Annotated in this window: 20 protein-coding genes; 11 read left to right on the forward strand and 9 right to left on the reverse strand. The window is 71.3% G+C overall.

The genetic code is table 11. The features are described 5' to 3' along the window. Nucleotides 1-24 precede the first annotated feature (24 nt). The 4 genes from ACF062_RS05140 to ACF062_RS05155 form a co-directional block, all read right to left on the reverse strand. The gene (locus ACF062_RS05140) at nucleotides 25-963 is read right to left on the reverse strand and encodes a serine hydrolase (protein WP_392135825.1); all 939 of its coding nucleotides are present in this window, start codon (nucleotides 961-963) and stop codon (nucleotides 25-27) included. Between the two features lie 273 nt (nucleotides 964-1,236). Continuing rightward, nucleotides 1,237-2,946, reverse strand: coding sequence for a thiamine pyrophosphate-binding protein (locus tag ACF062_RS05145; protein ID WP_392135827.1), 1,710 nt, complete (start codon nucleotides 2,944-2,946; stop codon nucleotides 1,237-1,239). Continuing rightward, entirely contained in the window at nucleotides 2,943-3,944 is a 1,002-nt protein-coding gene (speB, locus tag ACF062_RS05150; protein ID WP_392135829.1) for an agmatinase, read from the reverse strand. Before speB ends, ACF062_RS05145 begins: the two co-directional genes overlap by 4 nt. A gap of 96 nt (nucleotides 3,945-4,040) precedes the next feature. After that, nucleotides 4,041-5,498, reverse strand: coding sequence for a sodium:solute symporter (locus tag ACF062_RS05155; protein ID WP_392135831.1), 1,458 nt, complete (start codon nucleotides 5,496-5,498; stop codon nucleotides 4,041-4,043). A gap of 159 nt (nucleotides 5,499-5,657) precedes the next feature. On the opposite strand from ACF062_RS05155, the gene ACF062_RS05160 reads away from it, so the two are divergent. The 3 genes from ACF062_RS05160 (at nucleotide 5,658) to ACF062_RS05170 (ending at nucleotide 9,534) form a co-directional block, all read left to right on the forward strand. Then, nucleotides 5,658-7,145, forward strand: a complete 1,488-nt coding sequence (locus ACF062_RS05160; protein WP_392135832.1) for a PucR family transcriptional regulator ligand-binding domain-containing protein — start codon at nucleotides 5,658-5,660, stop codon at nucleotides 7,143-7,145. A 93-nt stretch (nucleotides 7,146-7,238) separates the two neighbouring features. Further along, entirely contained in the window at nucleotides 7,239-8,630 is a 1,392-nt protein-coding gene (locus ACF062_RS05165) for an erythromycin esterase family protein (protein ID WP_392135833.1), read from the forward strand. Between the two features lie 115 nt (nucleotides 8,631-8,745). After that, nucleotides 8,746-9,534: a phosphatase gene (locus ACF062_RS05170; protein WP_223774749.1), complete on the forward strand. Its 789-nt coding sequence runs from the start codon at nucleotides 8,746-8,748 to the stop codon at nucleotides 9,532-9,534. Here the strand turns inward: ACF062_RS05170 and ACF062_RS05175 are convergent. The 4 genes from ACF062_RS05175 to ACF062_RS05190 all read right to left on the reverse strand — a co-directional run bounded on the left by ACF062_RS05175 (nucleotide 9,495) and on the right by ACF062_RS05190 (nucleotide 13,300). Beyond that, nucleotides 9,495-10,475, reverse strand: coding sequence for a cation diffusion facilitator family transporter (locus tag ACF062_RS05175; RefSeq protein ID WP_392135834.1), 981 nt, complete (start codon nucleotides 10,473-10,475; stop codon nucleotides 9,495-9,497). The two genes, ACF062_RS05170 and ACF062_RS05175, sit on opposite strands and share 40 nt — an antisense overlap. Nucleotides 10,476-10,495: 20 nt before the next feature. Next, nucleotides 10,496-11,407 carry an acyl-CoA thioesterase gene (locus ACF062_RS05180; protein ID WP_392135836.1) on the reverse strand — a complete coding sequence of 304 codons (912 nt, stop codon included), beginning with the start codon at nucleotides 11,405-11,407 and terminating at the stop codon, nucleotides 10,496-10,498. A 36-nt stretch (nucleotides 11,408-11,443) separates the two neighbouring features. Beyond that, complete coding sequence (locus tag ACF062_RS05185; protein WP_392135838.1) at nucleotides 11,444-12,601, reverse strand: acyl-CoA dehydrogenase family protein; 1,158 nt, start codon at nucleotides 12,599-12,601, stop codon at nucleotides 11,444-11,446. A gap of 105 nt (nucleotides 12,602-12,706) precedes the next feature. Beyond that, complete coding sequence (locus ACF062_RS05190; protein ID WP_392135839.1) at nucleotides 12,707-13,300, reverse strand: TetR/AcrR family transcriptional regulator; 594 nt, start codon at nucleotides 13,298-13,300, stop codon at nucleotides 12,707-12,709. A gap of 88 nt (nucleotides 13,301-13,388) precedes the next feature. Between ACF062_RS05190 and ACF062_RS05195 the strand changes: the two genes are divergently transcribed. From ACF062_RS05195 to ACF062_RS05215, 5 genes are all read left to right on the forward strand, one after another. Further along, nucleotides 13,389-15,020, forward strand: coding sequence for a carboxyl transferase domain-containing protein (locus ACF062_RS05195; RefSeq protein WP_392135841.1), 1,632 nt, complete (start codon nucleotides 13,389-13,391; stop codon nucleotides 15,018-15,020). A 65-nt stretch (nucleotides 15,021-15,085) separates the two neighbouring features. Continuing rightward, nucleotides 15,086-17,071, forward strand: coding sequence for an acetyl/propionyl/methylcrotonyl-CoA carboxylase subunit alpha (locus ACF062_RS05200; RefSeq protein WP_392135843.1), 1,986 nt, complete (start codon nucleotides 15,086-15,088; stop codon nucleotides 17,069-17,071). Next, a complete protein-coding gene (locus ACF062_RS05205) occupies nucleotides 17,068-18,012 on the forward strand; it encodes a hydroxymethylglutaryl-CoA lyase (RefSeq protein WP_356573037.1) in 945 nt (314 codons plus the stop codon). Before ACF062_RS05200 ends, ACF062_RS05205 begins: the two co-directional genes overlap by 4 nt. Before the next feature lie 7 nt (nucleotides 18,013-18,019). Further along, on the forward strand, nucleotides 18,020-19,174 hold the full coding sequence (locus tag ACF062_RS05210; protein WP_223774757.1) for an acyl-CoA dehydrogenase family protein: 1,155 nt from the start codon (nucleotides 18,020-18,022) through the stop codon (nucleotides 19,172-19,174). A 126-nt stretch (nucleotides 19,175-19,300) separates the two neighbouring features. Further along, the gene (locus ACF062_RS05215; protein ID WP_392135846.1) at nucleotides 19,301-20,365 is read left to right on the forward strand and encodes an ABC transporter substrate-binding protein; all 1,065 of its coding nucleotides are present in this window, start codon (nucleotides 19,301-19,303) and stop codon (nucleotides 20,363-20,365) included. Between the two features lie 68 nt (nucleotides 20,366-20,433). Here ACF062_RS05215 and ACF062_RS05220 read toward each other — a convergent pair whose 3' ends face one another. Then, nucleotides 20,434-22,056 carry a beta-N-acetylhexosaminidase gene (locus ACF062_RS05220; protein WP_392135848.1) on the reverse strand — a complete coding sequence of 541 codons (1,623 nt, stop codon included), beginning with the start codon at nucleotides 22,054-22,056 and terminating at the stop codon, nucleotides 20,434-20,436. Nucleotides 22,057-22,222: 166 nt separating this feature from the next. Here ACF062_RS05220 and ACF062_RS05225 point away from each other — a divergent pair, with 166 nt between their 5' ends. From ACF062_RS05225 to glmS, 3 genes are all read left to right on the forward strand, one after another. After that, nucleotides 22,223-23,110, forward strand: coding sequence for a DUF4429 domain-containing protein (locus ACF062_RS05225; RefSeq protein ID WP_392135849.1), 888 nt, complete (start codon nucleotides 22,223-22,225; stop codon nucleotides 23,108-23,110). A gap of 98 nt (nucleotides 23,111-23,208) precedes the next feature. After that, on the forward strand, nucleotides 23,209-23,466 hold the full coding sequence (locus tag ACF062_RS05230; protein ID WP_205034437.1) for a hypothetical protein: 258 nt from the start codon (nucleotides 23,209-23,211) through the stop codon (nucleotides 23,464-23,466). A 10-nt stretch (nucleotides 23,467-23,476) separates the two neighbouring features. Further along, nucleotides 23,477-25,294, forward strand: a complete 1,818-nt coding sequence (gene glmS / locus ACF062_RS05235) for a glutamine--fructose-6-phosphate transaminase (isomerizing) (RefSeq protein ID WP_392135851.1) — start codon at nucleotides 23,477-23,479, stop codon at nucleotides 25,292-25,294. Nucleotides 25,295-25,434: the final 140 nt, after the last annotated feature.

A 25,434-nucleotide genomic window follows, 5' to 3' on the forward strand; every position in this document is an offset into this window, starting at 1 on the left:
CCGCCGCAACAAAAACGGGGCCCGTCAGCTGCCGGGCACGGCCACGAACGCCTCGCGCGGGGTGTCCGTCGGGACGTAGCGGTGGGCGGCCGGGGCCTGGGGCGTCAGGTCCTTGTGGATGGCCTTGGCGACGCCCTGGATGGTGGCGACGCCGTAGTTCATGGTGCTGTTGCCATGCGTGAGCACGGAGATCGTGTAGTCGTGGCCGCCGCCCTTGAACGCGCCGATGCTGTGCACGCGCCAGCCGTGGGTCGAACGCTGGAGCCAGCCGTTCTTGACGTGTATGGCGACACCGGAGGGCGCGCCCGCCGGAGTGCCCCAGCGCTGGGAGGAGACGACCTTGCCCATCAGCTTCAGTATGTAGGCGCGCGCGTTGTCGCTCAGGACGGAGTTCTTGGCGGTGATCAGTGCGAGGAGCTTCTGCTCGTCGGCCGCGTTGATCCGGGTGAGGCCCCAGTAGCCGCCGGAGCCCGGCACGGTCTTCGTCATCTTCGCGGCCTTGAGGAAGGCGTTGATCTTTCCGGTGCCGAGCTGGCGCCAGAGTGTGCTGGTCGCCGTGTTGTCCGACTTGGTGATCATGGCGTACGCGAGGTCCGACTCGCGTTCCGTCAGCTTCCGGTCGGTCTTCTTCGCGTCCCACAGGAGCGTGGCGAGGACGGTCGCCTTGACGACGCTGGCCGAGTCGAACGAGGTGGTCGAGCGCAGGTTGCAGGTCGTCTTCGTGGTGCGGTCGTGCAGCCCGACGGCGATGGTGCCCTTGCGGTTCTTCAGCGCGGCGGTGATGTCCTTGGTGAGCTTGGCGGCGAGGCCGGCCTGCGCGGACGTGCAGCTGACGGTCGGCGCGGGCGCGGCGACGGCGGGCGCGGAGCCCGCGACCGCGCCGAGCGGCACGAGGACGCCGGCGGCGAGCCCCGCCGAGAGCAGGCGGGCACGCCGGGATATCCCGGATACCGGGTGAGTCATGTTGCTTTTCCCATCCCCTTGGGTCCGTACAGAACCCTCTGGGCCCGTACAAGAGCGCCCCCCGGCGCACTCGCTTCACATGACTCACCGATACCGGTGAAAGGTTGCACGGATTCGGGAACAGATAACCGAGCCGTGACCGCCCTGTGTCCAAACGCCGCGCCTTGCCGCTGGAAGACCCCGCGCCGATCTTCCCGACGGCCGGTCGGTCATCGTTCGTGACAGCGCTGAAGGACGGCCGGCTCCCTTCCTGAGCCCCGCCTCAGGAGCAGATCATCCTCCAGCGGAACCACCGCTCCCCTGGTGCGTCGGCGCGAACATCCGCAGCACCGCCGGAAGCACCACCACGGACGGCCCCGGCTCTGCCAGCGCCTTCGCGAGGTCGTCCCGGAGGGTCTCCGGGGTCGTACGAACCCCCGGCACCCCGAAGGACTCCGCGAGCGCCACGAAGTCGGGCCGCGCCAGCTCCGTGCCGGTCGCCTCGCCGAACGCGTCGGACATGTACTCGCGCAGGATGCCGTAACCGCCGTCGTCGACGATCAGCCACGTCACGTTGAGCCCGTACTGCCGCGCGGTCGCCAGCTCCGCCAGCGAGTACATCGCGCCGCCGTCACCCGAGACGGCGAGGACAGGATGGGAGGGGTCGGCGACGGCGGCGCCCAGCGCCGCCGGGAAACCGTAGCCGAGGCCGCCCGCGCCCTGCGCCGAGTGCATCGTGTTGGGGCGCCGCGCGTCGAACGCCGACCACGCCCAGTAGGCGAGGATCGTCATGTCCCAGAAGGACGGCGCCGCGTCCGGCAGGGCATCGCGCACGGCGGCGAGGACCTGCTGCTCCAGCGTGAGGTCCTGCGCGGCGATCCGCTCCCGGACGCGGTCCAGCACCACCCGCACCCGCTCCGGCGCCGACGGGTCCTCGCGGGGCGCGTCGATCGTCTCCAGGAGGGCCGACAGCGCGAGCCGCGCGTCCGCGTGGATGCCGAGCCCGGGGTGGTTGGACTCCAGCTTCCCCGCGTCCGCCTCGATCTGGATGACCCGGCCGCGCGGCTTGAAGGTGTGGTAGTTCGAGGACAGTTCACCGAGCCCGGAGCCGACCACGAGGAGGACGTCCGCGTCCTCCAGGAATTCCGTGGTGTGGCGGTCCTCCAGCCAGGACTGGAGGGACAGCGGGTGTTCCCAGGGGAAGGCGCCCTTGCCGCCGAAGGTCGTGACCACGGGGGCGTTCACCAGCTCGGCCAGCGCGAGGAGCTTCCCGGAGGCGTCCGAGCGGATGACACCGCCGCCCGCGATGATCGCCGGCCGCTCCGCGCGCGTGAGGAGGTCGGCGGCGACGGCCGTCAGTTCGGCACGCGGCACGACCTCGTCCGGCGTCGCGTCCATGGCCGTGACGACCGGCAGCGTCGTCTCCGCGAGCAGTACGTCCTGCGGGATCTCCACCCAGACCGGGCCGTGCGGCGCGGTGAGCGCGGACTCCCAGGCCGCGGCGATCGCCGACGGGATCTGGGAGGCCGTGCGCACCGTGTGGACCGACTTCACGATGTCGCGGAAGGAGGCCTGCTGGTCGCGCAGCTCGTGCAGATAGCCGTGGCGGCCGCCGCCGAGCCCCGCCACCGGCACCTGACTGGCGATGGCGAGGACCGGCGACGAACCCGCCGCCGCCTCCTGGAGCGCGGCGAGCGAGGTCAGCGCGCCGGGCCCGGTGGAGAGCAGCAGCGGGGCGACCTCACCGGTGATCCGGCCGTACGCGTCCGCCGCGAACCCCGTGTTGTTCTCGACGCGCAGGCCGACGTACGACAGTGACGAGCGGCGCAGCGCGTCGAACATGCCGAGCGCGTGCTGGCCCGGCAGACCGAAGACGGTGGTCGCGCCGAGGCCGGACAGGGTCTCCATGACGAGGTCGCCGCCGTTGCGCCCCGGGGGCGGGTTCAGCGCGGCCTCGGTCTGTGCGGCGGTGGGCCGCAGCACGACATCGTGATCGTGGGTCACCGCTCGCTCACCACCTGGTGGGACAGGCGCGCCTCGGCGATCTGGCGGGACATGATCGTCGTCAGTTCGTACGCCGTGTGGGAGGCGGCGACCGCGGTGATCTCCGCGTGGTCGTAGGCCGGGGCGACCTCGACGACGTCCGCCGAGACGAGGTTGCAGGAGGCCAGGCCCCGCAGGATCTCCAGGAGCTCGCGGGAGGTCATGCCGCCCGCCTCGGGGGTGCCGGTGCCGGGCGCGTGGGCCGGGTCGAGGCAGTCGATGTCGATGGAGATGTACAGCGGGCGGTCGCCGATGCGCTGGCGCAGCTGGTCGGCGACCTCGTCGGCGCCGCGGCGGTAGATGTCCGCCGAGGTGACGATGCCGAAGCCCATCTTCTCGTCGTCGGTGAGGTCCTTCTTGCCGTACAGCGGGCCGCGCGTGCCGACGTGGGAGAGCGCCTCGGTGTCGAGGATGCCCTCCTCCACGGCGCGGCGGAACGGCGTGCCGTGCGTGTACTCGGCGCCGAAGTACGTGTCCCAGGTGTCCAGGTGGGCGTCGAAGTGCAGCAGCGCGACCGGGCCGTGCTTCTTGGCCACGGAACGCAGCAGCGGCAGCGCGATGGTGTGGTCGCCGCCGAGGGTCATCATGCGGGCGCCGGAGCCGAGGAGGTCGTCGGCGGCGGCCTCGATGGTCTCCACTGCCTCGTTGATGTTGAACGGGTTCGCGGAGATGTCGCCGGCGTCCGCGACCTGCGCGAGGGCGAACGGGGAGGCGTCCTGCGCGGGGTTGTAGGGGCGCAGGAGGCGGGAGGCCTCACGGATCGCGTTGCCGCCGAAGCGGGCGCCGGGGCGGTAGGAGACGCCGGAGTCGAACGGCACACCGACCACGGCGACGTCCGTCTTGCCGCCGACCTCGTCCAGGCGGGGCAGCCGCGCGTACGTCGCCGGGCCCGCGTACCGGGGGATGCGGGAGGAGTCGACGGGGCCACGGGGGGTCGTCGGGTTCTCGGCGCTGCTCATGGTCGGTGTTCCTCCTGCTGGTGCGAGTACTGCGTTTCAAGTGTCGCGCGACCCACTGACAACGCTGGCAGCGCTGACAACGGGCCGCACGGAGATCTAGACGGCCACCGGAGCCTGCGGTTCCGTGGCGTCCCGCCCGGCGAGGCGTTCGCGCCAGGCGGCGAGCACGGCCGCGTCGGTGGGCTTCGTGGCGAGGGAGACCGCCACGTACACGGCGAGCGAGGTCAGCAGGCCGTAGTAGACCGGCTCGGTGGCGAGGATTCCGTACCCCCACATGAGCCCGATGACGGAGAGACCGCCGGCGGCGACCGCGGCGAGCGCGCCGGGAGCGGTGCCGCGGCGCCACAGCAGGCCGCCGAGGATCGGCACGAGCAGCCCGCCGACGAGCAGGTTATAGGCGACGGTCAGCGCCTGGACCACGTCGTTGAGCGCGATGGCGATGACGATCACGGCGACGCCCATGATGAGGATGAAGGCGCGGTTGCCCCTGACCTCGTCGTGCGGCTCGCCGTCCCCGGGCTTCACGGCCCCCCGCAGGCGCGACCAGATGTCGTTGTTGGCGACGGTCGCGCAGGCGATGAGCGCTCCGGAGGACGTCGACATGACGGCGGCAAGGGCGGCGGCCAGCACAAGTCCCCGTACGCCGATCGGCAGTTCGTCCTTGACGATGGTCGCGAAGGCCGCGTCGGCGCTCGGCAGCTTCGGGTACATCACCTTGGCGGCGGTGCCGATGACGGCGCCCGCGATCGCGTAGAGGAGGCAGTAGGTACCGGCGACGGTGCCGCCGTAGCGGGCCACCTTGTCGCTGCGCGCGGTGAAGACGCGCTGCCAGATGTCCTGCCCGATGAGCATGCCGAACGTATAGATCAGCACGTAAGTGAAGATCGTCTCGCCGCCGATGCCCAGCGGGTCGAAGTACTCGGTCGGCAGCTTCGCCTTCATCTCGCCGAACCCGCCGGCCTTGACGACGGCGATGGGCAGAAGCAGCAACAGCACGCCGATGGTCTTCACCACGAACTGCACCATGTCGGTGAGGGTGATGGACCACATGCCGCCGAGCGTGGAGTAGGCGACGACGATGGACCCGCCGAGGACGATCGCGAGCGTGCGGTTCATGTCGAACAGGACGTCGAAGATGGTGGCGTACGCGATGGTCGAGGTGACCGCGAGCATCAGCGTGTACGCCCACATGACCACTCCGGAGATGACGCCCGCGCGCCCTCCGTAGCGCAGGTCGAGCATTTCGGAGACGGTGTAGACCTTCAGGCGCGCGATGCGGGCCGAGAAGAACACGCTGAGCGCGAGGAGTCCGAGGCCGATGGTGAAGACCATCCAGGCGCCGGAGAGCCCGTACTGGTAGCCGAGGCCGACGCCGCCGATGGTGGAGGCCCCGCCGAGGACGATGGCGGCCATGGTCCCGGAGTACATCCACGGCCCGAGGCGCCGCCCGGCGACCAGGAACTCGGACTTCGACTTGGCGCGGCGCATGCCCCACCAGCCCATGGCCAGCATCCCGGCGAGATAGACGACGATCACTGTGTAGTCGACGGCCATAGGGGGGCCTCCTTCGCGCACCTCGGTGGCGTGTCGTGCAGATGGGGTGAAGACCGCCGCGGGGACATCCGCCCGTACCCGCGGCCTGCGGTCGGCACGACCTTAGGTGGCCGCAAAGCAACCCTGAAGTGTACGTTTCATCCACTTACCGTGACCTAGATGGATGGAACGTCCGCCATGGCCGACCCCACCGGCGCTCAGGGCCCCGCGGCGCCCCCGACCCCGCCGGTCCCGCTCGCCGCGCTGCTGGCCCGCGAAGAGCTGGGCCTGCGGCAGATCGCGGGCCCGGACGCGGCGGGGACGACCGTGCAGTGGGTGCACACCTCGGAGATGGCGGACCCGTACCCGTACCTCCTCGGAGGCGAGCTGCTCCTGACGGCGGGCGTCCACATCACCGGTCCGGAGGCGTCGCAGGCTCACCTCGACGCCTATGTGGCCCGCATCGTCGCGGCGGGCGGCGCGGCCCTCGGCTTCGGTGTCGCACCGGTCCACGACACCGTGCCCCACGCCCTGGTCGCGGCCTGCGACCGGCACGGCCTGCCCCTCCTCGAGGTACCGCCGCAGACCACGTTCAGCGGCGTCGCCCGCGCGGTGTGGCGGCTGATGAGCGAGGCCAGGCATGTGGAGCTGCGCCGGGTCGCGGAGGCGCAGCAGAGCCTCGCGACGGCCGCCGCGCGGCCCGACCCCGTCCCTGCCGTCCTGCGCCAGCTGGCGGCGCGGCTCGGCGGCCTCGCGGTGCTGTACGGGCCGGACGGCACGGAGTTGCAGGCCGAGGGGCGGGCCCGGGAGGCGGCGCGCGGAAGCCTGCGGGAGCTGACCGGCATCGTGCGGCGCGCCACGCCCGCCGCCCCGGCGTCCGCCGCGGACACGGCAGGGACCACGCACCTCGCCGTGTACGCGCTCGGCGGCGGCCGCGGCTTCACGCTCGGCGTCGCCACGGAGCGCCGCGAACCCGGCGACCACACCATCGCGGGAGCGGCGGTCGTGCTGCTCTCCCTGCTCACCGGTGAACACCAGGGTGCCTCCGAAGCGGCCCGCTCGGCGGCGCTCGTACGGCTGCTCCTCGGTGCCGCCCCCGAGGAAACCGGCCCTCTCCTGGGCAGCGACACGTGGACCGTCGTCCACGCGCGCGGGGAGCGCACCCCACTGGCCGCGTCGGCGCTCGCCGCGGCGCTCGGCAGCGGTCTGGTCGACCCGGGAGAGGACGTCGTACGCCTGCTCCTGCCCGCCGACCGCGAAGTCGCCCCCGCTCACGGCTGGACCCTGGGTGTCTCCGCCCCCGCCGCCCCGGGCGACCTCGCGGCGGCCGACGCCCAGGCGGCCCGCGCCCTGCGCCGCGCGGAGGCCACCCGCCGCCCCCTCGTACGCCACCACGCGAGCGGCCTCGCCGCGCTGGTCGCCCCGGAGGAGGCCGACGCCCACGCGCGCGTGCTGCTCGCTCCCCTGGGCGACAACGCCACGTTGCTGGAGACCCTGCGCACGTGGCTCTCCTTGCACGGCAGCTGGGACCGCACGGCGGTAGCACTCTCCGTCCACCGCAACACGGTCCGCCAACGAATCACGCGCTGCGCGGCACTGCTGGACGCGGACCTGGACGATCCGGACGTACGCATGGAGCTGTGGTTCGCCCTGAACGCGGACCGCTGAGGCCGCGGGGGAGCAGTGGTGAGGTCAACCGCACTCCGGAGCCGGGGGTGTTCCCCATGGTGGGCTCGCACGCCGCCGGACAGGCTGTGCGTCATGACACCTCGCAGAACAACTCTTGCCGCGCTGCTCCTCGCCGTCGGCACGGTGGCCGCCGCCGTGCCCGTGTCCTTCGCGCGGACGCCTCCGCCGCCGGCCGGCGCCGACTCCGCGCTGGTCGCCGAACTGGAGCGCGGCGCCCACCCCCTGCGGACCACCGAACCCGGGGGGAGCCTGCGCGACCTGCGCCCCGTGGGCCGCATGGTGAAGGACGCCCGCGTGGTCGGGCTCGGCGAGGCCACCCACAGCACGCACGAGTTCTTCACGATGAAGCACCGGCTCTTCCGCTACCTCGTCGAGGAGAAGGGCTTCCGCGGCTTCTCGCTGGAGGCGAGCTGGAGCACCGGACTGCGCCTCGACGACTACGTCCTGCACGGCAAGGGTGACCCCCGGCGCATCATGGACGAGGAGTTCCAGGCCGACTACCTCTGGTGGAACACCGACGAGTTCGCGGACCTGCTGACCTGGATGCGCGACTACAACCGCGCACACCCGAAGGACCCGGTGCGGTTCATGGGCAACGACCACATCTACGCCGGCCCGGAGCTGTACGACAAGGTCACCGCGTACGTCGCCGAGAACCGCCCGGCACTGCTGCCCCGCTTCACCGAGCTGTACCGCGGCCTGCGCCCGACGACGTCTGTCGGCGCCCACATCAACGCGTCGAAGGAACGGCCGGTGGCCGAGAGCCGGGAGATCGCCGACCGGACCGGACGTGCCCTGGACCTGCTGAAGCGGCAGCAGCCCGGCCCGGGGTCCGGCAAGGCGGCACAGGAGGCGTTCGCCTGGGCCGTGCGGCACGCGACCGCCATCGACCAGACGGCCGGGCAGTTCGCGTTCGACTTCGACGACCCGCGGCAGGTCGCGGCGTCGATGCGCTACCGCGACCGGGCCATGGCGGCCACCGTGGCCTGGTGGCACCGGCAGACCGGCGACAAGGTGCTGGTGTCGGCCCACAACGCGCATCTCGCCCTGCGGAGCCACGCTCCGGAGGTGTACCCGAAGGTGCAGGGCCACTTCCTGCGCGACAAGCTGGGCAAGGACTACGTGAGCATCGGCACCGCCTTCGACAGCGGCTCGTTCAACGCCGTCGACGCCGAGAACCGCATCCGCGCCTTCAGCCTGGGCCCCGCGAAGCCGGGCACCAACGAACACACACTGGACAAGGTGCGCCACCGCGACTACGCCCTGGACCTGCGCGACACCCCCGCGAACGCCCGGGCCTGGCTGGCCACGCCCCGCGCCACCAGGCTCATCGCCGCCTCCTATCCGGGGCCGGGAATCGAGTACCCGATAGCGCTGTCCCGCGCCCACGACATCATCGTCCACCTGCATCACACCACCGCGGCGAAGCTGCGTGCCCCCTCTCCGTCCACACCCGCGCGCTGAAGCCTCGCCGGCAGGGCTCTCGTCGAGCGGCGGCAACGGTCATGGCCGCGGCGGGCCGCCCGACGATCACCAAACCCCGCCCAGCGCAGAGCACTCGTCCCGCACAATAGGAGCCATGCCGATACCCACCCGTCCCGCGCTCGTCGATCACCTCGTCCGCACCCGCATCGCGGGCGACGTCGCCACTCCCCGTGAGAACAACCTCAGCCACTACAGGAAGCTCGCGAACGGCGACCGCCACTACTGGCTCGGCCTGGAGCTCGGCGACCGCTGGAGCGACGAGCAGGACGTCCTCGCGGTGATGGCCGAGCGCTGTGGCGTCATCGACGACCCCGGGCACCGGCAGGGCCAGGACACCATCGACCCGGAGCTGACGGTCGACGCCCTGGAGCGCATGGCGGCCCGCCTGCGCAAGGCGGCCGCCGGCAAGGAGAGCGTCCTGTTCGCCACCGGCCACCCCGGCGGCCTGCTCGACGTGCACCGCGCGACGGCCGCCGCCCTGCGCGCGGCGGGCTGCGAGATCGTGGTGATCCCCGAGGGCCTGATGGCCGACGAGGGCATGGTGTTCCAGTTCGCGGACGTGGCGGTGCTCGAGCGCGGCGCGACGCTGTGGCACACGCACTCCCCCGAGCCGATGAACGCGATCCTGGACGGCCTGGAGCGCGAGGGCCGCCCGCAGCCGGACCTGGTGGTCGCCGACCACGGCTGGGCGGGCCGCGCCGGCCAGCGCGGCCTGGACTCGATGGGCTACGCGGACTGCAACGACCCGGCGCTGTTCATCGGCGAGGCGGAGGGCACCGTGCAGGTGACGGTCCCCCTGGACGACCACGTGACGAGCCCCCGCCACTACGACCCGATGACGGCCTACTTGCTGAACGCGGCGGGGCTGCTCCCCGAGTCCTGACCCGGACCCGGCGTCGGGTCCAGGTACACCCGCCTGATCGCCGGAACGCGCGCCCGCACGCGCCGCGCCATGCGGTCGCAGGCCTGCTCGACGTCCCCGGCCGTCGACACGTCCCGGAAGTCCACCTTCGCGGCCACCAGGGCCTCGTCGGGCCCCTGGAGGAGCGTGGTCAGCTCCAGTACGTCCACCACGTGCGGGTCGGCGAGCAGCTCTGCCCGCACCGCCTCCCGCATCTCCCGCGGCAGCGGACGGCCGATCAGCAGCTCGGAGTTGGCGCGGCCGAGGACCCAGGCGACATACACGAGCAGCACGCCGATGCAGAGCGAGGCGACGCCGTCCCACACCCCGGACCCGGTGAGCTGCCCGCCGAGCAGCCCGGCCGCGGCGAGCACGAGGCCCGCGAGCGCCGCCGAGTCCTCCATCACGACGGCCTTGACCGCCGTGTCGGGGGTGTGGCGCAGATAGCGCTTGAGCCGCACTCCGTAGCGGTCGGCCTCCCCGCGCGCCTGCTTGAGGCCGGTGCGCAGGGAGTAGCCCTCCAGGAGGAAGGCGACGCCGAGGACGATGTACGAGATGAGCGGGTCGCCCGGCTCATGACCGTGGGTCAGGGTGTGGATGCCGTCGTAGACGGCGAAGACGCCGCCGCCGACGAAGGTGGCGACGGAGGCGAGCAGCGCCCAGATGTAGCGGGCCCCTCCGTAGCCGAGCGGGTGTTCCTCGTCGGCGGGCCGTGCGCCGGCCTTGAGGGAGGCGAGCAGCATCAGCTCGGTGACGGTGTCGGCGACGGAGTGCGCCGCTTCGGAGAGCATCGCGCTGGAGCCGCTGAGGACACCGGCGACCGCCTTGGCCAGTGCGATGCCGAGGTTGGCGACGGCGGCGACGATGACGGTGAAGGTGCTCTCGCCGCCACCCCGCGGCTTCTCTGACGGTTCCTCACTCATATACCGGACGGTATGTCCGATCAGCGCGGAACGCGAACCACGCCTTCCTGGATGACCGTCACCGCGAGTCGCCCGTCCTGCGTCCAGATCCGCGCCTGCCCGAGGCCCCGGCCACCCGAGGCGGACGGCGACTCCTGGTCGTAGAGCAGCCACTCGTCCGCGCGGAAGGGCCGGTGGAACCACATGGCGTGGTCGAGCGAGGCGCCGACGACGTCGCCGACCGCCCAGCCGCCCCGGCCGTGCGCGAGCAGCACCGAGTCGAGCAGCGTCATGTCGGAGACGTACGTGGCGAGACAGACGTGCAGCAGGGAGCCGGGCGCGTCGTCGGCGAGTTTGCCGTTGGTGCGGAACCACACCTGGGAGCGCGGCTCGCGCGGCTGCCCGACGGTTCCCCAGGGCGGCACGTCGGCGTAGCGCAGGTCGACGGCGGCGCGCGCCTCGATGAGCCGCTCGGCGACGTGTCCCGGCAGATGGAGGGGGAGCGTCTCGGCGGCGGTCGGCAGCGTCTCGGGGTCGGGCGCGTGCGGCATCACGGCCTGGTGCTCCAGGCCCTCCTCGTACGTCTGGAAGGACGCGGAGAGGTGGAAGATCGGCTGCCCGTGCTGGACGGCGACGACGCGCCGCGTGGTGAAGGAGCGGCCGTCGCGGATGCGGTCGACGGTGTAGACGATCGGTGCGCCGGGGTCACCGGGGCGCAGGAAGTACGCGTGCAGGGAGTGGGCAGTGGGGCCTCCCCTGCTCGTCGAGCGGAGCCGAGAGCTTGGGGAACGGTCGGCGGGGACGGTGCGCCCGGCGGCGACCAAGGCCTGCGCGGCGACCTGACCCCCGAAGACGCGGGGCACGAGCGCCGAACGGCTCACGCCCCGGAAGATGTCCTCCTCGATCTGCTCCAGGTCGAGCAGATCGAGGAGGGCGTCAAGTGCCTGGTTCATAAAGGTAGTTCTACCGGGCTTCTACGGAGGGTGCCCCTACAGGCCCATGTCCTTGGCGATGATCATCTTCATGACCTCGCTGGTGCCGCCGTAGATGCGGTTGACGCGGTTGTCGGCGTACAGACGGGCGATGGGGTACTCGTTCATGAAGCCGTAGCCGCCGTGCAGCTGGAGGCACTTGTCGATGACGCGGTGCGCGACCTCGGTGGCGAACAGCTTCGCGGAGGCGGCCTCGGCGGCGGTCAGCTCGCCCGCGTCCAGGGCCTCCAGGGCGCGGTCGACGACGGCCTCGGCGGCGTCCACCTCGGCCTGGCAGGCGGCCAGCTCGAACTTGGTGTTCTGGAAGGAGGCGACCGGCTTGCCGAAGACCGTGCGGTCCTTGACGTACTCCTTGGCGAACCGGACGGCGGCCTTGGCCTGCGCGTAGGCACCGAAGGCGATGCCCCAGCGCTCGGAGGGGAGGTTGCTGCCGAGGTAGTGGAAGCCCTTGTTCTCCTCGCCGAGGAGGTCCTCGACGGGGACCTTGACGTCGACGAACGCCAGCTCGGCGGTGTCGGAGGTCTTCAGGCCCAGCTTGTCGAGCTTGCGGCCGACGGAGTAGCCCTCGGACTTGGTGTCGACGGCGAAGAGGGAGATGCCGAAGCGGCGGTCCTCGGCGGTGGGCGCGGAGGTGCGGGCGCAGACGATGACACGGTCGGCGTGCACGCCGCCGGTGATGAAGGTCTTGGCGCCGTTGAGGACGTAGTGGGTGCCGTCCTCGGAGAGCTTGGCGGTGGTCTTCATGCCCGCGACGTCGGAGCCGGTGCCCGGCTCGGTCATCGCGAGGGCCCACATCTCCTCGGCGGAGACGAACTTCTCCAGGTAGCGCTTCTTCTGCTCGTCGGTGGCGAGCATCTTGATGTAGGGCAGGGCGAGCAGCACGTGGACGCCGGAGCCGCCGAAGCTGACGCCCGCGCGGGCCGTCTCCTCGTACTGGATGGCCTCGAACTTGTGCGTGTCCAGACCGGCGCCGCCGAACTCCTCGGGGACGTTGATCCCGAAGAGGCCGAGGTCGGCGAGCTTGTAGTAGAACTCGCGGGGGACCTGACCGGCGGCGAACCACTCATCGTGGACGGGTACGACCTCGGCCTCGATGAAGGCGCGCAGGGTCTCCCGGAACGCCTCGTGGTCCTCATTGAAAACGGTACGGCGCACGGAGAACTCCCTCTGGCTACTGCTGCCGGCTACTGCCTACGTCGACTAAGCGCTTGCTCAGAGGCAGGTTACCCGGCGGTCACCAGAGGCGTCCAGAGACGCACGTCACTCGGCGGCCGCCGCCGCGAAGGCCCCCCGCGCGAGGCGGTGCAGGAGCTCCGCCATGCCGGCCCGGCTGGGCAGCACGTCGCGGCGGCTGAGGTGCGGCGTGGAGTTCAGCAGCCCGAAGACGGCGTGCACGGCGACCCGGGCCGCCTTCTCGGCGAGGTCGGGGTAGACCTTGCGCACCACCTCCACCCAGATCTCCACGTACTGCCGCTGGAGCTGGCGCACCAGCTTGCGGTCGCTGTCCCGCAGGCGGTCCAGCTCGCGGTCGTGCAGGGTGATCAGGGAGCGGTCGTCGAGGGCGAAGTCGATGTGGCCCTCGATGAGCGAGTCAAGGACCCGCTCGGGCGCCCCGTCCGTGTCGGCCAGGCACCGCTTGCCGCCCGTCAGGAGCTGCCCGCTGATGCCGACGAGCAACTCGGCGAGCATCGCGTCCTTGCCCGCGAAGTGCCGGTAGAGACCGGGTCCGCTGATCCCCACGGCGGCCCCTATCTCGTCCACCCCGACCCCGTGGAAGCCGCGCTCGGCGAAGAGCCGGGCAGCCTCCTTGAGGATCTGCTCGCGGCGGGTGGGGGCGTCGGTTCTGGTGGCCATGGAATTAATTCTAGACAGGCCGGTTAGCGGTCGTTAACCTGAGGGAAACACGTTAACGCTCATTAACCGGGCAAGGGGGCTCGAACTGATGCGGCAGGCACCAGTGCTGACGAGCGCGGCTGATCCCGCGTCGGAGGCGTGGCGGGCGAACGAGACGGCGCACACCGCCCTCGTCGAAGAGCTGCGGGCCAAGCTCGCGGCGGCCGCGCTCGGCGGCGGCGAGCGGGCCCGCGCCCGCCATGTGGCGCGCGGCAAGCTGCTGCCCCGCGACCGGGTGGACACGCTCCTCGACCCCGGCTCGCCCTTCCTGGAGCTGGCTCCCCTCGCGGCCGAGGGGATGTATGGCGGGGACGCCCCGGCGGCCGGTGTCATCGCCGGGATCGGCCGGGTCTCGGGCCGCGAGTGCGTGATCGTCGCCAATGACGCCACGGTCAAGGGCGGCACGTACTACCCCATGACGGTGAAGAAGCACCTGCGCGCCCAAGAGGTGGCCCTGGAGAACCGCCTCCCGTGCCTCTACCTCGTCGACTCGGGCGGCGCCTTCCTGCCGATGCAGGACGAGGTCTTCCCCGACCGCGAGCACTTCGGGCGGATCTTCTACAACCAGGCGCGGATGTCGGGCGCGGGCATTCCGCAGATCGCGGCCGTGCTCGGCTCGTGCACGGCCGGCGGGGCGTATGTCCCGGCGATGAGCGACGAGGCGGTGATCGTGCGCGAGCAGGGCACGATCTTCCTCGGCGGCCCACCCCTGGTGAAGGCCGCGACCGGCGAGGTCGTGACCGCGGAGGAGCTGGGCGGCGGCGCGGTCCACTCCCGCACCTCCGGCGTCACCGACCACCTCGCCGAGGACGACGCGCACGCGCTGCGCATCGTGCGGAACATCGTGGCCACCCTCCCCGCGCGCGGGGAGCCGCCGTGGGCGGTACAGCCCGTGGAGGAGCCCAAGGTCGACCCCCTGGGGCTGTACGGCGCCGTGCCGACGGACTCCCGCACCCCCTATGACGTCCGCGAGGTCATCGCGCGCGTGGTGGACGGCTCGCGCTTCCAGGAGTTCAAGGCGGAGTACGGCACGACGCTGGTCACCGGCTTCGCGCACATCCACGGCCACCCGGTCGGGATCGTCGCGAACAACGGCATCCTGTTCTCCGAGTCCGCCCAGAAGGGCGCCCACTTCATCGAGCTGTGCGACCAGCGCGGCATCCCCCTGGTCTTCCTCCAGAACATCTCCGGCTTCATGGTCGGCAAGGACTACGAGGCGGGCGGCATCGCCAAGCACGGCGCGAAGATGGTCACGGCCGTGGCCTGCGCCCGCGTCCCGAAGCTGACGGTCGTCGTCGGCGGTTCGTACGGCGCGGGCAACTACTCGATGTGCGGCCGGGCCTACAGCCCCCGCTTCCTGTGGATGTGGCCGAACGCCAAGATCTCCGTGATGGGCGGCGAGCAGGCCGCCTCCGTCCTCGCCACGGTCAAGCGCGACCAGCTGGAGGCGCGCGGCGAGCAGTGGGCGGCCGAGGACGAGGAGGCCTTCAAGGACCCGATCCGCGCGCAGTACGAGGACCAGGGCAACGCCTATTACGCCACGGCCCGCCTCTGGGACGACGGCGTGATCGACCCCCTGGAGACCCGGCAGGTGCTCGGCCTTGCCCTGACCGCGTGCGCGGGCGCCCCACTTCCCCAGAGGGACCCCGCGGCGCCCGGCTTCGGCGTCTTCCGGATGTGAGGGGCGGGACGATGAGCGACTTCCAGCAAGGGACCAGGCAAGGGACCACCTCGGGGAGAGGGACCATGTTCGACACGGTGCTCGTCGCCAACCGCGGCGAGATCGCGGTCCGCGTCATCCGCACGCTGCGGGCGCTCGGCGTCCGCTCGGTGGCCGTGTTCAGCGACGCGGACGCGGACGCCCGCCATGTGCGCGAGGCGGACACGGCGGTGCGGCTCGGCCCCGCGCCGGCCGCCGAGAGCTATCTGTCCGTGGAGCGCATCCTCGCGGCGGCGGCCGCCTCGGGCGCCCAGGCGATCCACCCGGGATACGGCTTCCTCGCGGAGAACGCCACATTCGCGCGGGCCTGCGCAGACGCCGGACTCGTCTTCATCGGCCCGCCCGCCTCGGCGATCGAGCTGATGGGCGACAAGATCCGCGCCAAGGAGACGGTGAAGGAGGCCGGCGTCCCGGTCGTCCCCGGCTCCTCGGGAAGCGGCCTGACCGACGCCGAACTGGCCGCCGCCGCGCGGGAGATCGGCACCCCGGTGCTGCTCAAGCCGAGCGCGGGCGGCGGCGGCAAGGGCATGCGCCTGGTGCGCGACGAATCCCTGCTCACCGAGGAGATCGCGGCGGCCCGCCGGGAGGCCCGCGCCTCCTTCGGCGACGACACGCTGCTCGTGGAGCGGTGGATCGACCGCCCCCGGCACATCGAGATCCAGGTCCTCGCGGACGGCCAGGGACACGTGATCCACCTCGGCGAGCGCGAGTGCTCCCTCCAGCGCCGCCACCAGAAGATCATCGAGGAGGCGCCCAGCGTCCTCCTGGACGAGGCCACGCGCGCGGCGATGGGCGAGGCGGCGGTCCAGGCGGCCCGCTCCTGCGGGTACTCGGGCGCGGGCACGGTCGAGTTCATCGTGCCGGGCAAGGACCCCTCCTCGTACTACTTCATGGAGATGAACACCCGCCTCCAGGTGGAGCACCCCGTCACGGAGCTGATCACCGGCCTCGACCTGGTGGAGTGGCAGCTGCGGGTGGCCGCCGGGGAGCGCCTGCCGTTCGCGCAGGAGGACATCACCCTCACCGGACACGCGGTGGAGGCCCGGATCTGCGCCGAGGACCCTTCCCGCGGCTTCCTCCCCTCGGGCGGCACCGTCCTCGCCCTGCGCGAGCCGCAAGGCCGTCAGGCGGTCGGGGCCGTGCGCACGGACTCCGGTCTGAGCGAGGGCACGGAGGTCGGCAGCCTCTACGACCCGATGCTCTCCAAGGTCATCGCGTACGGCCCCGACCGCGCCACGGCCCTGCGCAAGCTGCGGGCCGCGCTCGCCGGGACGGTCACCCTGGGCGTGCCGACGAACGCGGGCTTCCTGCGCAGACTGCTGGCCCATCCGGCGGTGGTCGCGGGCGAGCTGGACACCGGCCTCGTGGAGCGCGAGGTGGACGGCCTGATCCCGGACGGCGTGCCCGACGAGGTGTACGAGGCGGCGGCCGCCGTGCGTGAGGCCGCGCTCGCCCCCTCGGGGGACGGCTGGACGGACCCCTTCTCGGTGCCGAGCGGCTGGCGGCTCGGGGGCACCTCGGCGCCCGTGACGCACTGGCTGCACGCGGCGGGACATGAACCCGTCACTCACCGACTGCGGGGCAGCGGCCACACGGTCACCGCCGACCACGTCTCGGTCACCCTCGACGGCACCCGGCACACCTTCCACCGCGCGGGCGACTGGCTGGGCCGGGACGGCGACGCCTGGCAGGTGCGGGACCACGACCCCGTGGAGGCGAGCCTGACCGGTGCCGCGCACGCCGGGGCCGACGCGCTCACCGCCCCCATGCCGGGCACCGTCACGGTCGTGAAGGTCTCCCCCGGCGACCGGGTGAGCGCGGGCCAGAGCCTGCTGGTGGTCGAGGCGATGAAGATGGAGCACGTCATCTGCGCCCCGCACGCCGGCACGGTCACCGAGCTCGATGTCACCGCGGGCACCACGGTCGCCATGGACCAGGTCCTCGCGGTGGTCCTGCCGGACGACGAGGCGCACGACGAGGCACACGACGAAGCGCACGAGGCAGGGCGATGACCGCCGCCGGGCTTCCGATGACCGTCCCGGACCCGCAGCTGCCGCCCCGCGTCCGCATCCATGAGGTCGGCGCCCGGGACGGCCTGCAGAACGAGCAGTCGGTCGTCCCCACTGAGGTCAAGGCGGAGTTCATCCACCGCCTGGCCGACGCGGGCCTGACCACGGTCGAGGCGACCAGCTTCGTGCACCCGAAGTGGGTGCCCCAACTGGCCGACGCCGAGCGGCTCTTCCCGCTCCTCGGCGACCTCCAGGACGTGCGCCTGCCGGTCCTCGTGCCGAACGAACGCGGCCTGGAGCGGGCCCTCGCGCTCGGCGCCCACCGCGTCGCCGTCTTCGCCAGCGCCACCGAGTCCTTCGCCAAGGCCAACCTCAACCGCACGGTGGACGAGGCCCTCGCCATGTTCGACCCGGTGGTCACCCGCGCGCGGGAGCAGCGGATGCACGTGCGCGGCTATCTCTCGATGTGCTTCGGCGACCCGTGGGAGGGCCCGGTCCCCGTCGAGCAGGTCGTCCACGTCTGCCGCGCGCTGCTCGACATGGGGTGCGACGAGCTGAGCCTCGGCGACACCATCGGCGTGGCCACCCCGGGCCATGTGGCCGCCCTGCTCACCGCGTTGAACGAGGCGGAGGTCCCGACCGACCGGATCGGCGTGCACTTCCACGACACGTACGGCCAGGCGCTCGCCAACACCCTGGCCGCCCTGCGCCACGGCGTGACGACGGTGGACGCCTCCGCGGGCGGTCTCGGCGGCTGCCCGTACGCGAAGAGCGCCACCGGCAATCTCGCCACCGAAGACCTCGTCTGGATGCTGCACGGCCTCGGCATCGACACCGGGGTCGACCTCGGCCGTCTCTGCGCCACCAGCGCCTGGATGGCCGGCCACCTGGGCCGACCCAGCCCGTCCCGCACCGTCCGCGCCCTGACCCACCAGGAGCAGTGAAGAGAAGATGGACCACCGTCTGAGCCCCGAGCACGAGGAACTGCGCCGCACGGTCGAGGCGTTCGCGCACGACGTCGTCGCTCCGAAGATCGGCGACTTCTACGAGCGCCACGAGTTCCCGTACGAGATCGTCCGCGAGATGGGCCGCATGGGCCTGTTCGGCCTGCCCTTCCCCGAGGAGTACGGCGGGATGGGCGGCGACTACTTCGCGCTCGGCATCGCCCTCGAAGAGCTGGCCCGCGTCGACTCGTCCGTGGCGATCACCCTGGAGGCGGGCGTCTCGCTCGGCGCGATGCCGCTGCACCTGTTCGGCACGGAGGAGCAGAAGCGGCAGTGGCTGCCGAAGCTGTGCTCCGGCGAGATGCTCGGCGCGTTCGGCCTGACCGAGCCGGACGGCGGCTCGGACGCGGGCGGCACCCGCACCACGGCCGTGCGCGACGGCGACCAGTGGGTGATCAACGGCTCGAAGTGCTTCATCACCAACTCCGGTACGGACATCACCGGCCTGGTCACGGTCACCGCTGTCACCGGCCGCAAGGCCGACGGCCGCCCGCTGATCTCCTCGATCATCGTCCCGTCGGGGACACCGGGCTTCACGGTCGCGGCGCCGTACTCGAAGGTCGGCTGGAACGCCTCGGACACCCGAGAGCTGTCCTTCTCCGACGTCCGCGTGCCCGCGGCGAACCTCCTGGGCGAGGAAGGCCGGGGCTACGCCCAGTTCCTGCGCATCCTGGACGAGGGCCGGGTCGCGATCTCCGCACTCGCCACCGGCCTCGCGCAGGGCTGCGTGGACGAGTCGGTGAAGTACGCCAAGGAGCGGCACGCCTTCGGGAAGCCGATCGGAGCGAATCAAGCCATCCAGTTCAAGATCGCCGACATGGAGACGCGGGCGCACATGGCCCGGGTCGGCTGGCGGGACGCGGCGTCGCGCCTGGTCGCCGGGGAGCCGTTCAAGAAGGAGGCGGCGATCGCCAAGCTCTACTCCTCGACGGTCGCCGTGGACAACGCCCGCGAGGCCACGCAGATCCACGGCGGATACGGCTTCATGAACGAGTACCCGGTGGCCCGGATGTGGCGGGACTCCAAGATCCTGGAGATCGGTGAGGGCACCAGCGAGGTGCAGCGGATGCTCATCGCCCGGGAGTTGGGCTTCGCGGGCTGAGCAGGCAACCCTGCCCGGCCGGCGGTGCGTGAGGGGCCCCTGGAACCAGAGTGAGCTTAGGCTAGCCTAAGCTCTACTTCCGGCCAGTGGCCCCGGCCACCGTACCGTCACGAAAGCAGAGACCCCATGCCCCACTCCCGTCCCTCCCAGCTCTCCCGCCGCGGCGTGCTCGCCGCCGGCGGCGCCCTCGGCCTGACCGCCGTCCTGGCGGCCTGCGGCAGCGGGAAAAGGGACGGAGAGAAAGGGGAGAAGACCGAGGGCGGCGCGGCCAAGTCCGGCCCGTGGAGCTTCAAGGACGACCGCGGCGAGACGGCGAAGCGCGACGCGACACCGAAGAACATCGTCGCGTTCACCGGCGTCGCCGCCGCCCTGTTCGACTACGGCATCGAGTGCAAGGGCGTCTTCGGTCCGACGAAGACCAAGGACGGCAAGGCCGACGTGCAGGCCGGCGACATGGACGTCAGCAAGCTGACGGTCATCGGCAACGAATGGGGCCGGTTCAGCGTCGAGAAGTACGCGAGCCTCGCCCCCGACGTGCTGATCTCCACCATGTTCGACGCCAAGGGCACCCTCTGGTACGTGCCGGAGGAGCCCAGCGACAAGATCCTCGAGCTCGCCCCGAGCGTCGGCATCAGCGTCTACGACCGTCAGATGACCCAGCCGCTCCAGCGCATCCTCGCGCTCGCCGAGTCGCTCGGCGCGGACGTGAAGTCCGACAAGGTCGTCAAGGCGAAGAAGCGCTTCGAGGACGCCTCCGAGCGGCTGCGCGGGGTCGCCAAGGCGCACAAGGACATCAAGGTCCTCGTGGGCTCCGCGAGCCAGGACCTGTTCTACGTCTCCGGCTCGAACCTCTCCGCCGACCTGGAGTACTTCAAGGCGCTCGGCGTGAACATCATCGAGCCGCCGGAGAAGGCCAAGAAGGGGTCCGGCGGCTGGTTCGAGAACCTCAGCTGGGAGAACGTCGACCAGTACGACGCGGACCTCATCATGATGGACAACCGCACCTCCGCCCTCCAGCCGGCCGTCCTCGACGAGTCCAAGCCGACCTGGCGCAAGCTCCCTGCGGTCAAGGCCGGGCAGGTCATCCCGCGCGTCACGGAGCCGATCTTCTCGTACGACAAGTGCGCGCCGATCCTCGAGGACCTCGCGGACGCGATCGAGAAGGCGAAGAAGCTCAAGAAGCGCGCCTGACCCCAAAGCCGCAAAAGCAGGTACGGGCGGGGCTCCCGGGACGGTCCCCGGGAGCCCCGCCCGTGCGCCTACCCCGCGGGCCAGGGAACCTGCGGCGACTTGTAGTAGCCGATGCCCAGCGCGTCCCAGCGCGGGGCCTGCGCGGCGAGCCGCACCTTGTACTTCTCCCAGTCGTGCGTGGCCGCGGGCGACCAGCCGAGTTCGGCGATCCCGGGCAGCCTCGGGAACGCCATGTGGTCCAGGTGCGCGGAGGTCGAGAGCGTCTCCGTCCACAGCGGCGCCTCGACACCCATGACGGCGTCCGCGGGCGCGCCCTTCAGGTAGGTCGCCGGGTCCCAGTCGTACGAGCGCTGCACCTCGACGAGGCCCGCCCAGGACAGGCCGAGTGGGGTGTCCTTGGTGTACTTCATGTCGAGGTAGGAGCGGTCGGCCGGCGAGAGGACCAGCTTGGTGCCGTTCCTCGCGGCGTCCACGACCTGCTCGCGCTCGGCGGCGCCCGTCCTGTCGTAGCCCCAGTACTGGGCGACGGCGCCCTCGGCGGGCCTGGCACCGGTGAGCTGGTGCCAGCCCATGACGGTCTTGCCGTACTTGGCGACCACCGGCTGCACCTTGTCCATGAAGGCGACGAAGTCCTCGTGGCTGGTGGAATGCGCCTCGTCGCCGCCGATGTGGAGGTACTTGCCGGGCGTCATGGCGGCCAGCTCGCGGATCACGTCGTCCACGAAGTCGTACGTGACGTCCTTCTTCACGCACAGCGAGCTGAAGCCGACGGCGGTGCCGGTGTAGAGGGGCGGGGCGACGCCGTCGCAGTTCAGTTCGGCGTACGAGGCGAGGGCCGCGTTGGTGTGCCCCGGCATGTCGATCTCCGGGACGACCTCCAGGTGACGCGACGCGGCGTAGGCGACGATCTCCTTGTACTGGGCCTTGGTGTAGTAGCCGCCCTCGCCGCCGCCGACCTGCGTGGAGCCGCCGTACGTGGCCAGGCGCGGCCAGGAGTCGATGGCGATGCGCCAGCCCTGGTCGTCGCTGAGGTGCAGGTGCAGCTTGTTCATCTTGTAGAGCGCCGCCTGGTCGATGTAGCGCTTGACCTGCTCGACGGTGAAGAAGTGCCGCGAGACGTCGAGCATCGTGGAGCGGTAGCCGTAGCGCGGCATGTCCCTGATGGTGCCGCCCGCGATCCGCCACGGGCCGCGCTGCCTGGTCTTCTTCTCGACGGCGGCGGGCAGTTGCTGGCGCACCGTCTGGACGCCGTGGAAGAGCCCGGCGTCCGACCAGGAGGTGATGGTGAGGGAGCCGCGCGTGGAGATGACCCGGTAGCCCTCGTTGCCGAGGACCTTGTTCTCCGGTTCGGCGCTGATGCGCAGGCGGATGCCGTCGCCGCCCTCGCCGGTGACGACGGGCAGTCTGTAGCCGGTGGAGGGGCGCAGCACCTTGGCGAGGTACTCGCCGATGCGCCGCTCCTCCGGTTTGCCGACGCGGATGCGGGTCTTCGCGGTGATCTCGTAACCGGCACCGCCCGGCTCGGCCTTCAGGGGCGCCGGGACGATCTGGCCGAGCGGGGTGACCGGGGTCTTCGGCTTCCCCGCGGGCGCGGGTGCGGCGGCGAAGGAGGAGATCCCGGCGGCCGCCACCAGCAGCAGCGAGCCGAGCAGCCGTGACGTCCGGTGGTGTGCTCTCGGTGTTCTCCGCACTCTCTGTGCGCTCGGTGTTCTGTGGTGCGTTCTCACAAGCGGGTCCCTTCGACGGGGGCGCAGCTGTGGTGCATACCGTTCGAACGGTTCCCATTGGTAACCCGGCCCCCACTAGGGGTCAAGGGGTGTAGACCAGCTGTCCCCGGAGCGGTGCGAGAATCCCCGCATGGCGGAAATCATCCAGCGCGACGGAACCTGGACCTTCGACGGACAGACGCTGCGGCTCGTGCCGGGCCACGACAAGAGCGTCTCCCTGCTCCGCAAGACACTGGGCGAACTGGCCGTACCGCTGGGCGCGTTGGCGGGCATCGCCTTCGAGCACGGAAAGAAGTCGGGCCGGCTGCGGCTGCGCCTGCGCGACGGCGCCGACCCGCTGCTCCAGGCGACGGGCGGCAAGCTGACGGACAGCGACCCGTATCAGCTGATCGTGGAACCCGACCGGTACGGCGTGGCGGAGTACCTGGTCGACGAGGTGCGCAACGCCCATCTGATCGAACAGGTGCCGACCGCCCCCTGCGAGGCCTACCTCCTCCCCGGCCCGTCCGTGCCGCTGTCGGTCTCCGCCGGGGACGGCACCGCGAGCTTCGACGGGGAGCGGATACGCCTGGAGTGGAACTGGAAGACGGAGGAGGCGAAGTCGGCGTCCGGCACCCGGTCCCTGCCGCTCGCCGAGGTCGCCGCGGTGGAGTGGCAGCCGGCGGTCGGCCTGGAGAACGGCTACCTCCGCTTCACCGTGCGCAACGCCCCGAGCAAGACCCCACCGAAGTACGACCCCAACGCGGTGGAGCTCTGGGGCTTCAAGAAGGACCCGCTGATGGCCCTGGTCGCCGCCGCGGTCCAGGCCCGCCTCCCCCACCCCTCGGCGCCCACCGCCCCTGCGGCCCCCGAGGACGCGCCGCCCGCCCTCACGAAGTCCACGGCCCCGGCGCCCCCGGCCGAGGACCACGACGCCCTTCTGCGGCGCCTGCGCGAGCTGGGCGAACTGCACCGGGCGGGGATCCTCACGGAGGAGGAGTTCACCGCGGCCAAGCAGGCGGTCCTGCGCCGTATGTGAGCCGCACAGAAGCCACCATCCGGCCCATCACGCCACGCTCCTGCCCGATTCCGGGCAGGATTCTTGCGAAAGCGGAGAAGATCCCCCAGGATCATCGAATGCACGACGACCTGGTGGACCACCTCACCCGCAGCACCCCGCTCCAGCGGGGCGAAGCCCTGCGGGTCATCCAGGACGTGCTGGCCTACTTCGACGAGACGACCGAAGACTTCGTCCGTCGCCGCCACCGCGAACTCCAGGGTCAGGGCCTGCTGAACGCGGCGATCTTCCAGCAGATCTCGGCGGACCTCGAATACCGCGCGGTCGCGCCGCCCGAGCTGAGCCTCAGGCAGCTGCGCCGCATCATCTACGGCTAGGACACCCTCTATGTGCGGAATCGTCGGTTACATCGGCAAGCGTGACGTCGCCCCGCTGCTCCTCGAAGGCCTCCAGCGCCTGGAGTACCGCGGCTACGACTCGGCGGGCATCGCCGTCACCGGTCCCAAGGCCACGGGCCTGAAGACCGTGAAGGCCAAGGGTCGCGTCCGCGACCTGGAGGCCAAGGTGCCCGCCCGCTTCAAGGGCACCACCGGCATCGCCCACACCCGCTGGGCCACGCACGGCGCCCCCTCCGACGAGAACGCCCACCCGCACCTCTCGCAGGACGAGAAGGTCGCCGTCGTCCACAACGGCATCATCGACAACGCCTCCGAGCTGCGCGCCAAGCTCACCGCCGACGGCATCGAGTTCCTCTCCGAGACGGACACCGAGGTCCTCACCCACCTGATCGCCCGCTCCCAGGCGGACACCCTGGAAGAGAAGGTGCGCGAGGCGCTGCGCCACATCGAGGGCACGTACGGCATCGCCGTCCTGCACGCCGACTTCAACGACCGCATCGTCGTCGCCCGCAACGGCTCCCCGGTCGTCCTCGGCATCGGCGAGAAGGAGATGTTCGTCGCCTCGGACGTCGCCGCGCTCGTCTCCCACACCCGCCAGGTCGTCACCCTCGACGACGGCGAGATGGCCACCATCAAGGCCGACGACTACCGCACGTACACCACCGAGGGCTCCCGCACGACCGCCTCGCCGACCACCGTGGAGTGGGAGGCCGAGTCGTACGACATGGGCGGCCACGACACGTACATGCACAAGGAGATCTTCGAGCAGCCCGACGCGGTGGACCGCGTGCTTCGCGGCCGCATCGACGACCGCTTCTCCACCGTGCATCTCGGCGGCCTCAACCTCGACGCGCACGACGCCCGCAAGGTGCGCCGCGTCAAGATCCTCGGCTGCGGCACCTCGTACCACGCGGGCATGATCGGCGCCCAGATGATCGAGGAGCTGGCCCGCATCCCCGCCGACGCGGAGCCGGCGTCCGAGTTCCGCTACCGCAACGCGGTCGTGGACCCCGACACCCTCTACATCGCGGTCTCCCAGTCCGGTGAGACGTACGACGTGCTGGCCGCCGTCCAGGAGCTGAAGCGCAAGGGCGCCCGCGTCCTGGGTGTGGTCAACGTGGTCGGCTCGGCGATCGCCCGTGAGGCGGACTCGGGCGTGTACGTCCACGCGGGCCCGGAGGTCTGCGTCGTATCGACGAAGTGCTTCACGAACACCACCGTCGCCTTCGGCCTGCTCGCCCTGCACCTCGGCCGCATCCGCGACCTGTCGGTCTCCGACGGCAAGCGGATCATCGAGGGCCTGCGGAAGCTGCCCGGCCAGATCTCGGAGATCCTCAAGCAGGAGGACGAGATCAAGAAGATCGCCAAGAGCTACGCCGACGCCCGCTCGATGCTCTTCATCGGGCGCGTACGCGGCTACCCCGTCGCCCGCGAGGCCTCGCTCAAGCTCAAGGAGGTCTCGTACATCCACGCCGAGGCCTATCCCGCGTCCGAGCTGAAGCACGGTCCGCTCGCGCTCATCGAGCCCGCCCTGCCGACCGTCGCGATCGTCCCGGACGACGACCTGCTGGAGAAGAACCGCGCCGCCCTGGAGGAGATCAAGGCCCGCAGCGGCAAGATCCTCGCGGTCGCGCACCAGGAGCAGGAGAAGGCCGACCAGACGATCATCGTCCCGAAGAACGAGAACGAGCTCGACCCGATCCTGATGGGCATCCCGCTCCAGCTCCTCGCCTACCACACGGCATTGGCGCTGGGCCGGGACATCGACAAGCCGCGCAACCTCGCGAAGTCGGTCACCGTCGAGTAGGGCCGGCCCCCGCCTGGGCCGCCCCCGCCGCGGACATGTGAACGACCCCCTGCGCGTGCCACCGGCGCGCAGGGGGTCGTTCTTCAGGGGCCGGGGTCGCCCATTACCCCGACCCGCGCCCTCGGCGTCCGGCGGCCGTC

The organism is Streptomyces sp. NPDC015345 (assembly GCF_043078805.1).
In the GTDB taxonomy this organism is placed as follows: domain Bacteria; phylum Actinomycetota; class Actinomycetes; order Streptomycetales; family Streptomycetaceae; genus Streptomyces.

Excerpts from the sequence above, each read along its gene's own strand:
- ACF062_RS05140 (WP_392135825.1), bottom strand. The coding sequence starts at position 963 with ATGACTCACCCGGTATCCGGGATATCCCGGCGTGCCCGCCTGCTCTCG.
- speB (WP_392135829.1), bottom strand. The coding sequence starts at position 3,944 with ATGAGCAGCGCCGAGAACCCGACGACCCCCCGTGGCCCCGTCGACTCC.
- ACF062_RS05155 (WP_392135831.1), bottom strand. The coding sequence starts at position 5,498 with ATGGCCGTCGACTACACAGTGATCGTCGTCTATCTCGCCGGGATGCTG.
- ACF062_RS05160 (WP_392135832.1), top strand. The coding sequence starts at position 5,658 with ATGGATGGAACGTCCGCCATGGCCGACCCCACCGGCGCTCAGGGCCCC.
- ACF062_RS05165 (WP_392135833.1), top strand. The coding sequence starts at position 7,239 with ATGACACCTCGCAGAACAACTCTTGCCGCGCTGCTCCTCGCCGTCGGC.
- ACF062_RS05170 (WP_223774749.1), top strand. The coding sequence starts at position 8,746 with ATGCCGATACCCACCCGTCCCGCGCTCGTCGATCACCTCGTCCGCACC.
- ACF062_RS05175 (WP_392135834.1), bottom strand. The coding sequence starts at position 10,475 with ATGAGTGAGGAACCGTCAGAGAAGCCGCGGGGTGGCGGCGAGAGCACC.
- ACF062_RS05180 (WP_392135836.1), bottom strand. The coding sequence starts at position 11,407 with ATGAACCAGGCACTTGACGCCCTCCTCGATCTGCTCGACCTGGAGCAG.
- ACF062_RS05190 (WP_392135839.1), bottom strand. The coding sequence starts at position 13,300 with ATGGCCACCAGAACCGACGCCCCCACCCGCCGCGAGCAGATCCTCAAG.
- ACF062_RS05195 (WP_392135841.1), top strand. The coding sequence starts at position 13,389 with ATGCGGCAGGCACCAGTGCTGACGAGCGCGGCTGATCCCGCGTCGGAG.
- ACF062_RS05200 (WP_392135843.1), top strand. The coding sequence starts at position 15,086 with ATGTTCGACACGGTGCTCGTCGCCAACCGCGGCGAGATCGCGGTCCGC.
- ACF062_RS05205 (WP_356573037.1), top strand. The coding sequence starts at position 17,068 with ATGACCGCCGCCGGGCTTCCGATGACCGTCCCGGACCCGCAGCTGCCG.
- ACF062_RS05210 (WP_223774757.1), top strand. The coding sequence starts at position 18,020 with ATGGACCACCGTCTGAGCCCCGAGCACGAGGAACTGCGCCGCACGGTC.
- ACF062_RS05215 (WP_392135846.1), top strand. The coding sequence starts at position 19,301 with ATGCCCCACTCCCGTCCCTCCCAGCTCTCCCGCCGCGGCGTGCTCGCC.
- ACF062_RS05225 (WP_392135849.1), top strand. The coding sequence starts at position 22,223 with ATGGCGGAAATCATCCAGCGCGACGGAACCTGGACCTTCGACGGACAG.
- ACF062_RS05230 (WP_205034437.1), top strand. The coding sequence starts at position 23,209 with ATGCACGACGACCTGGTGGACCACCTCACCCGCAGCACCCCGCTCCAG.
- glmS (WP_392135851.1), top strand. The coding sequence starts at position 23,477 with ATGTGCGGAATCGTCGGTTACATCGGCAAGCGTGACGTCGCCCCGCTG.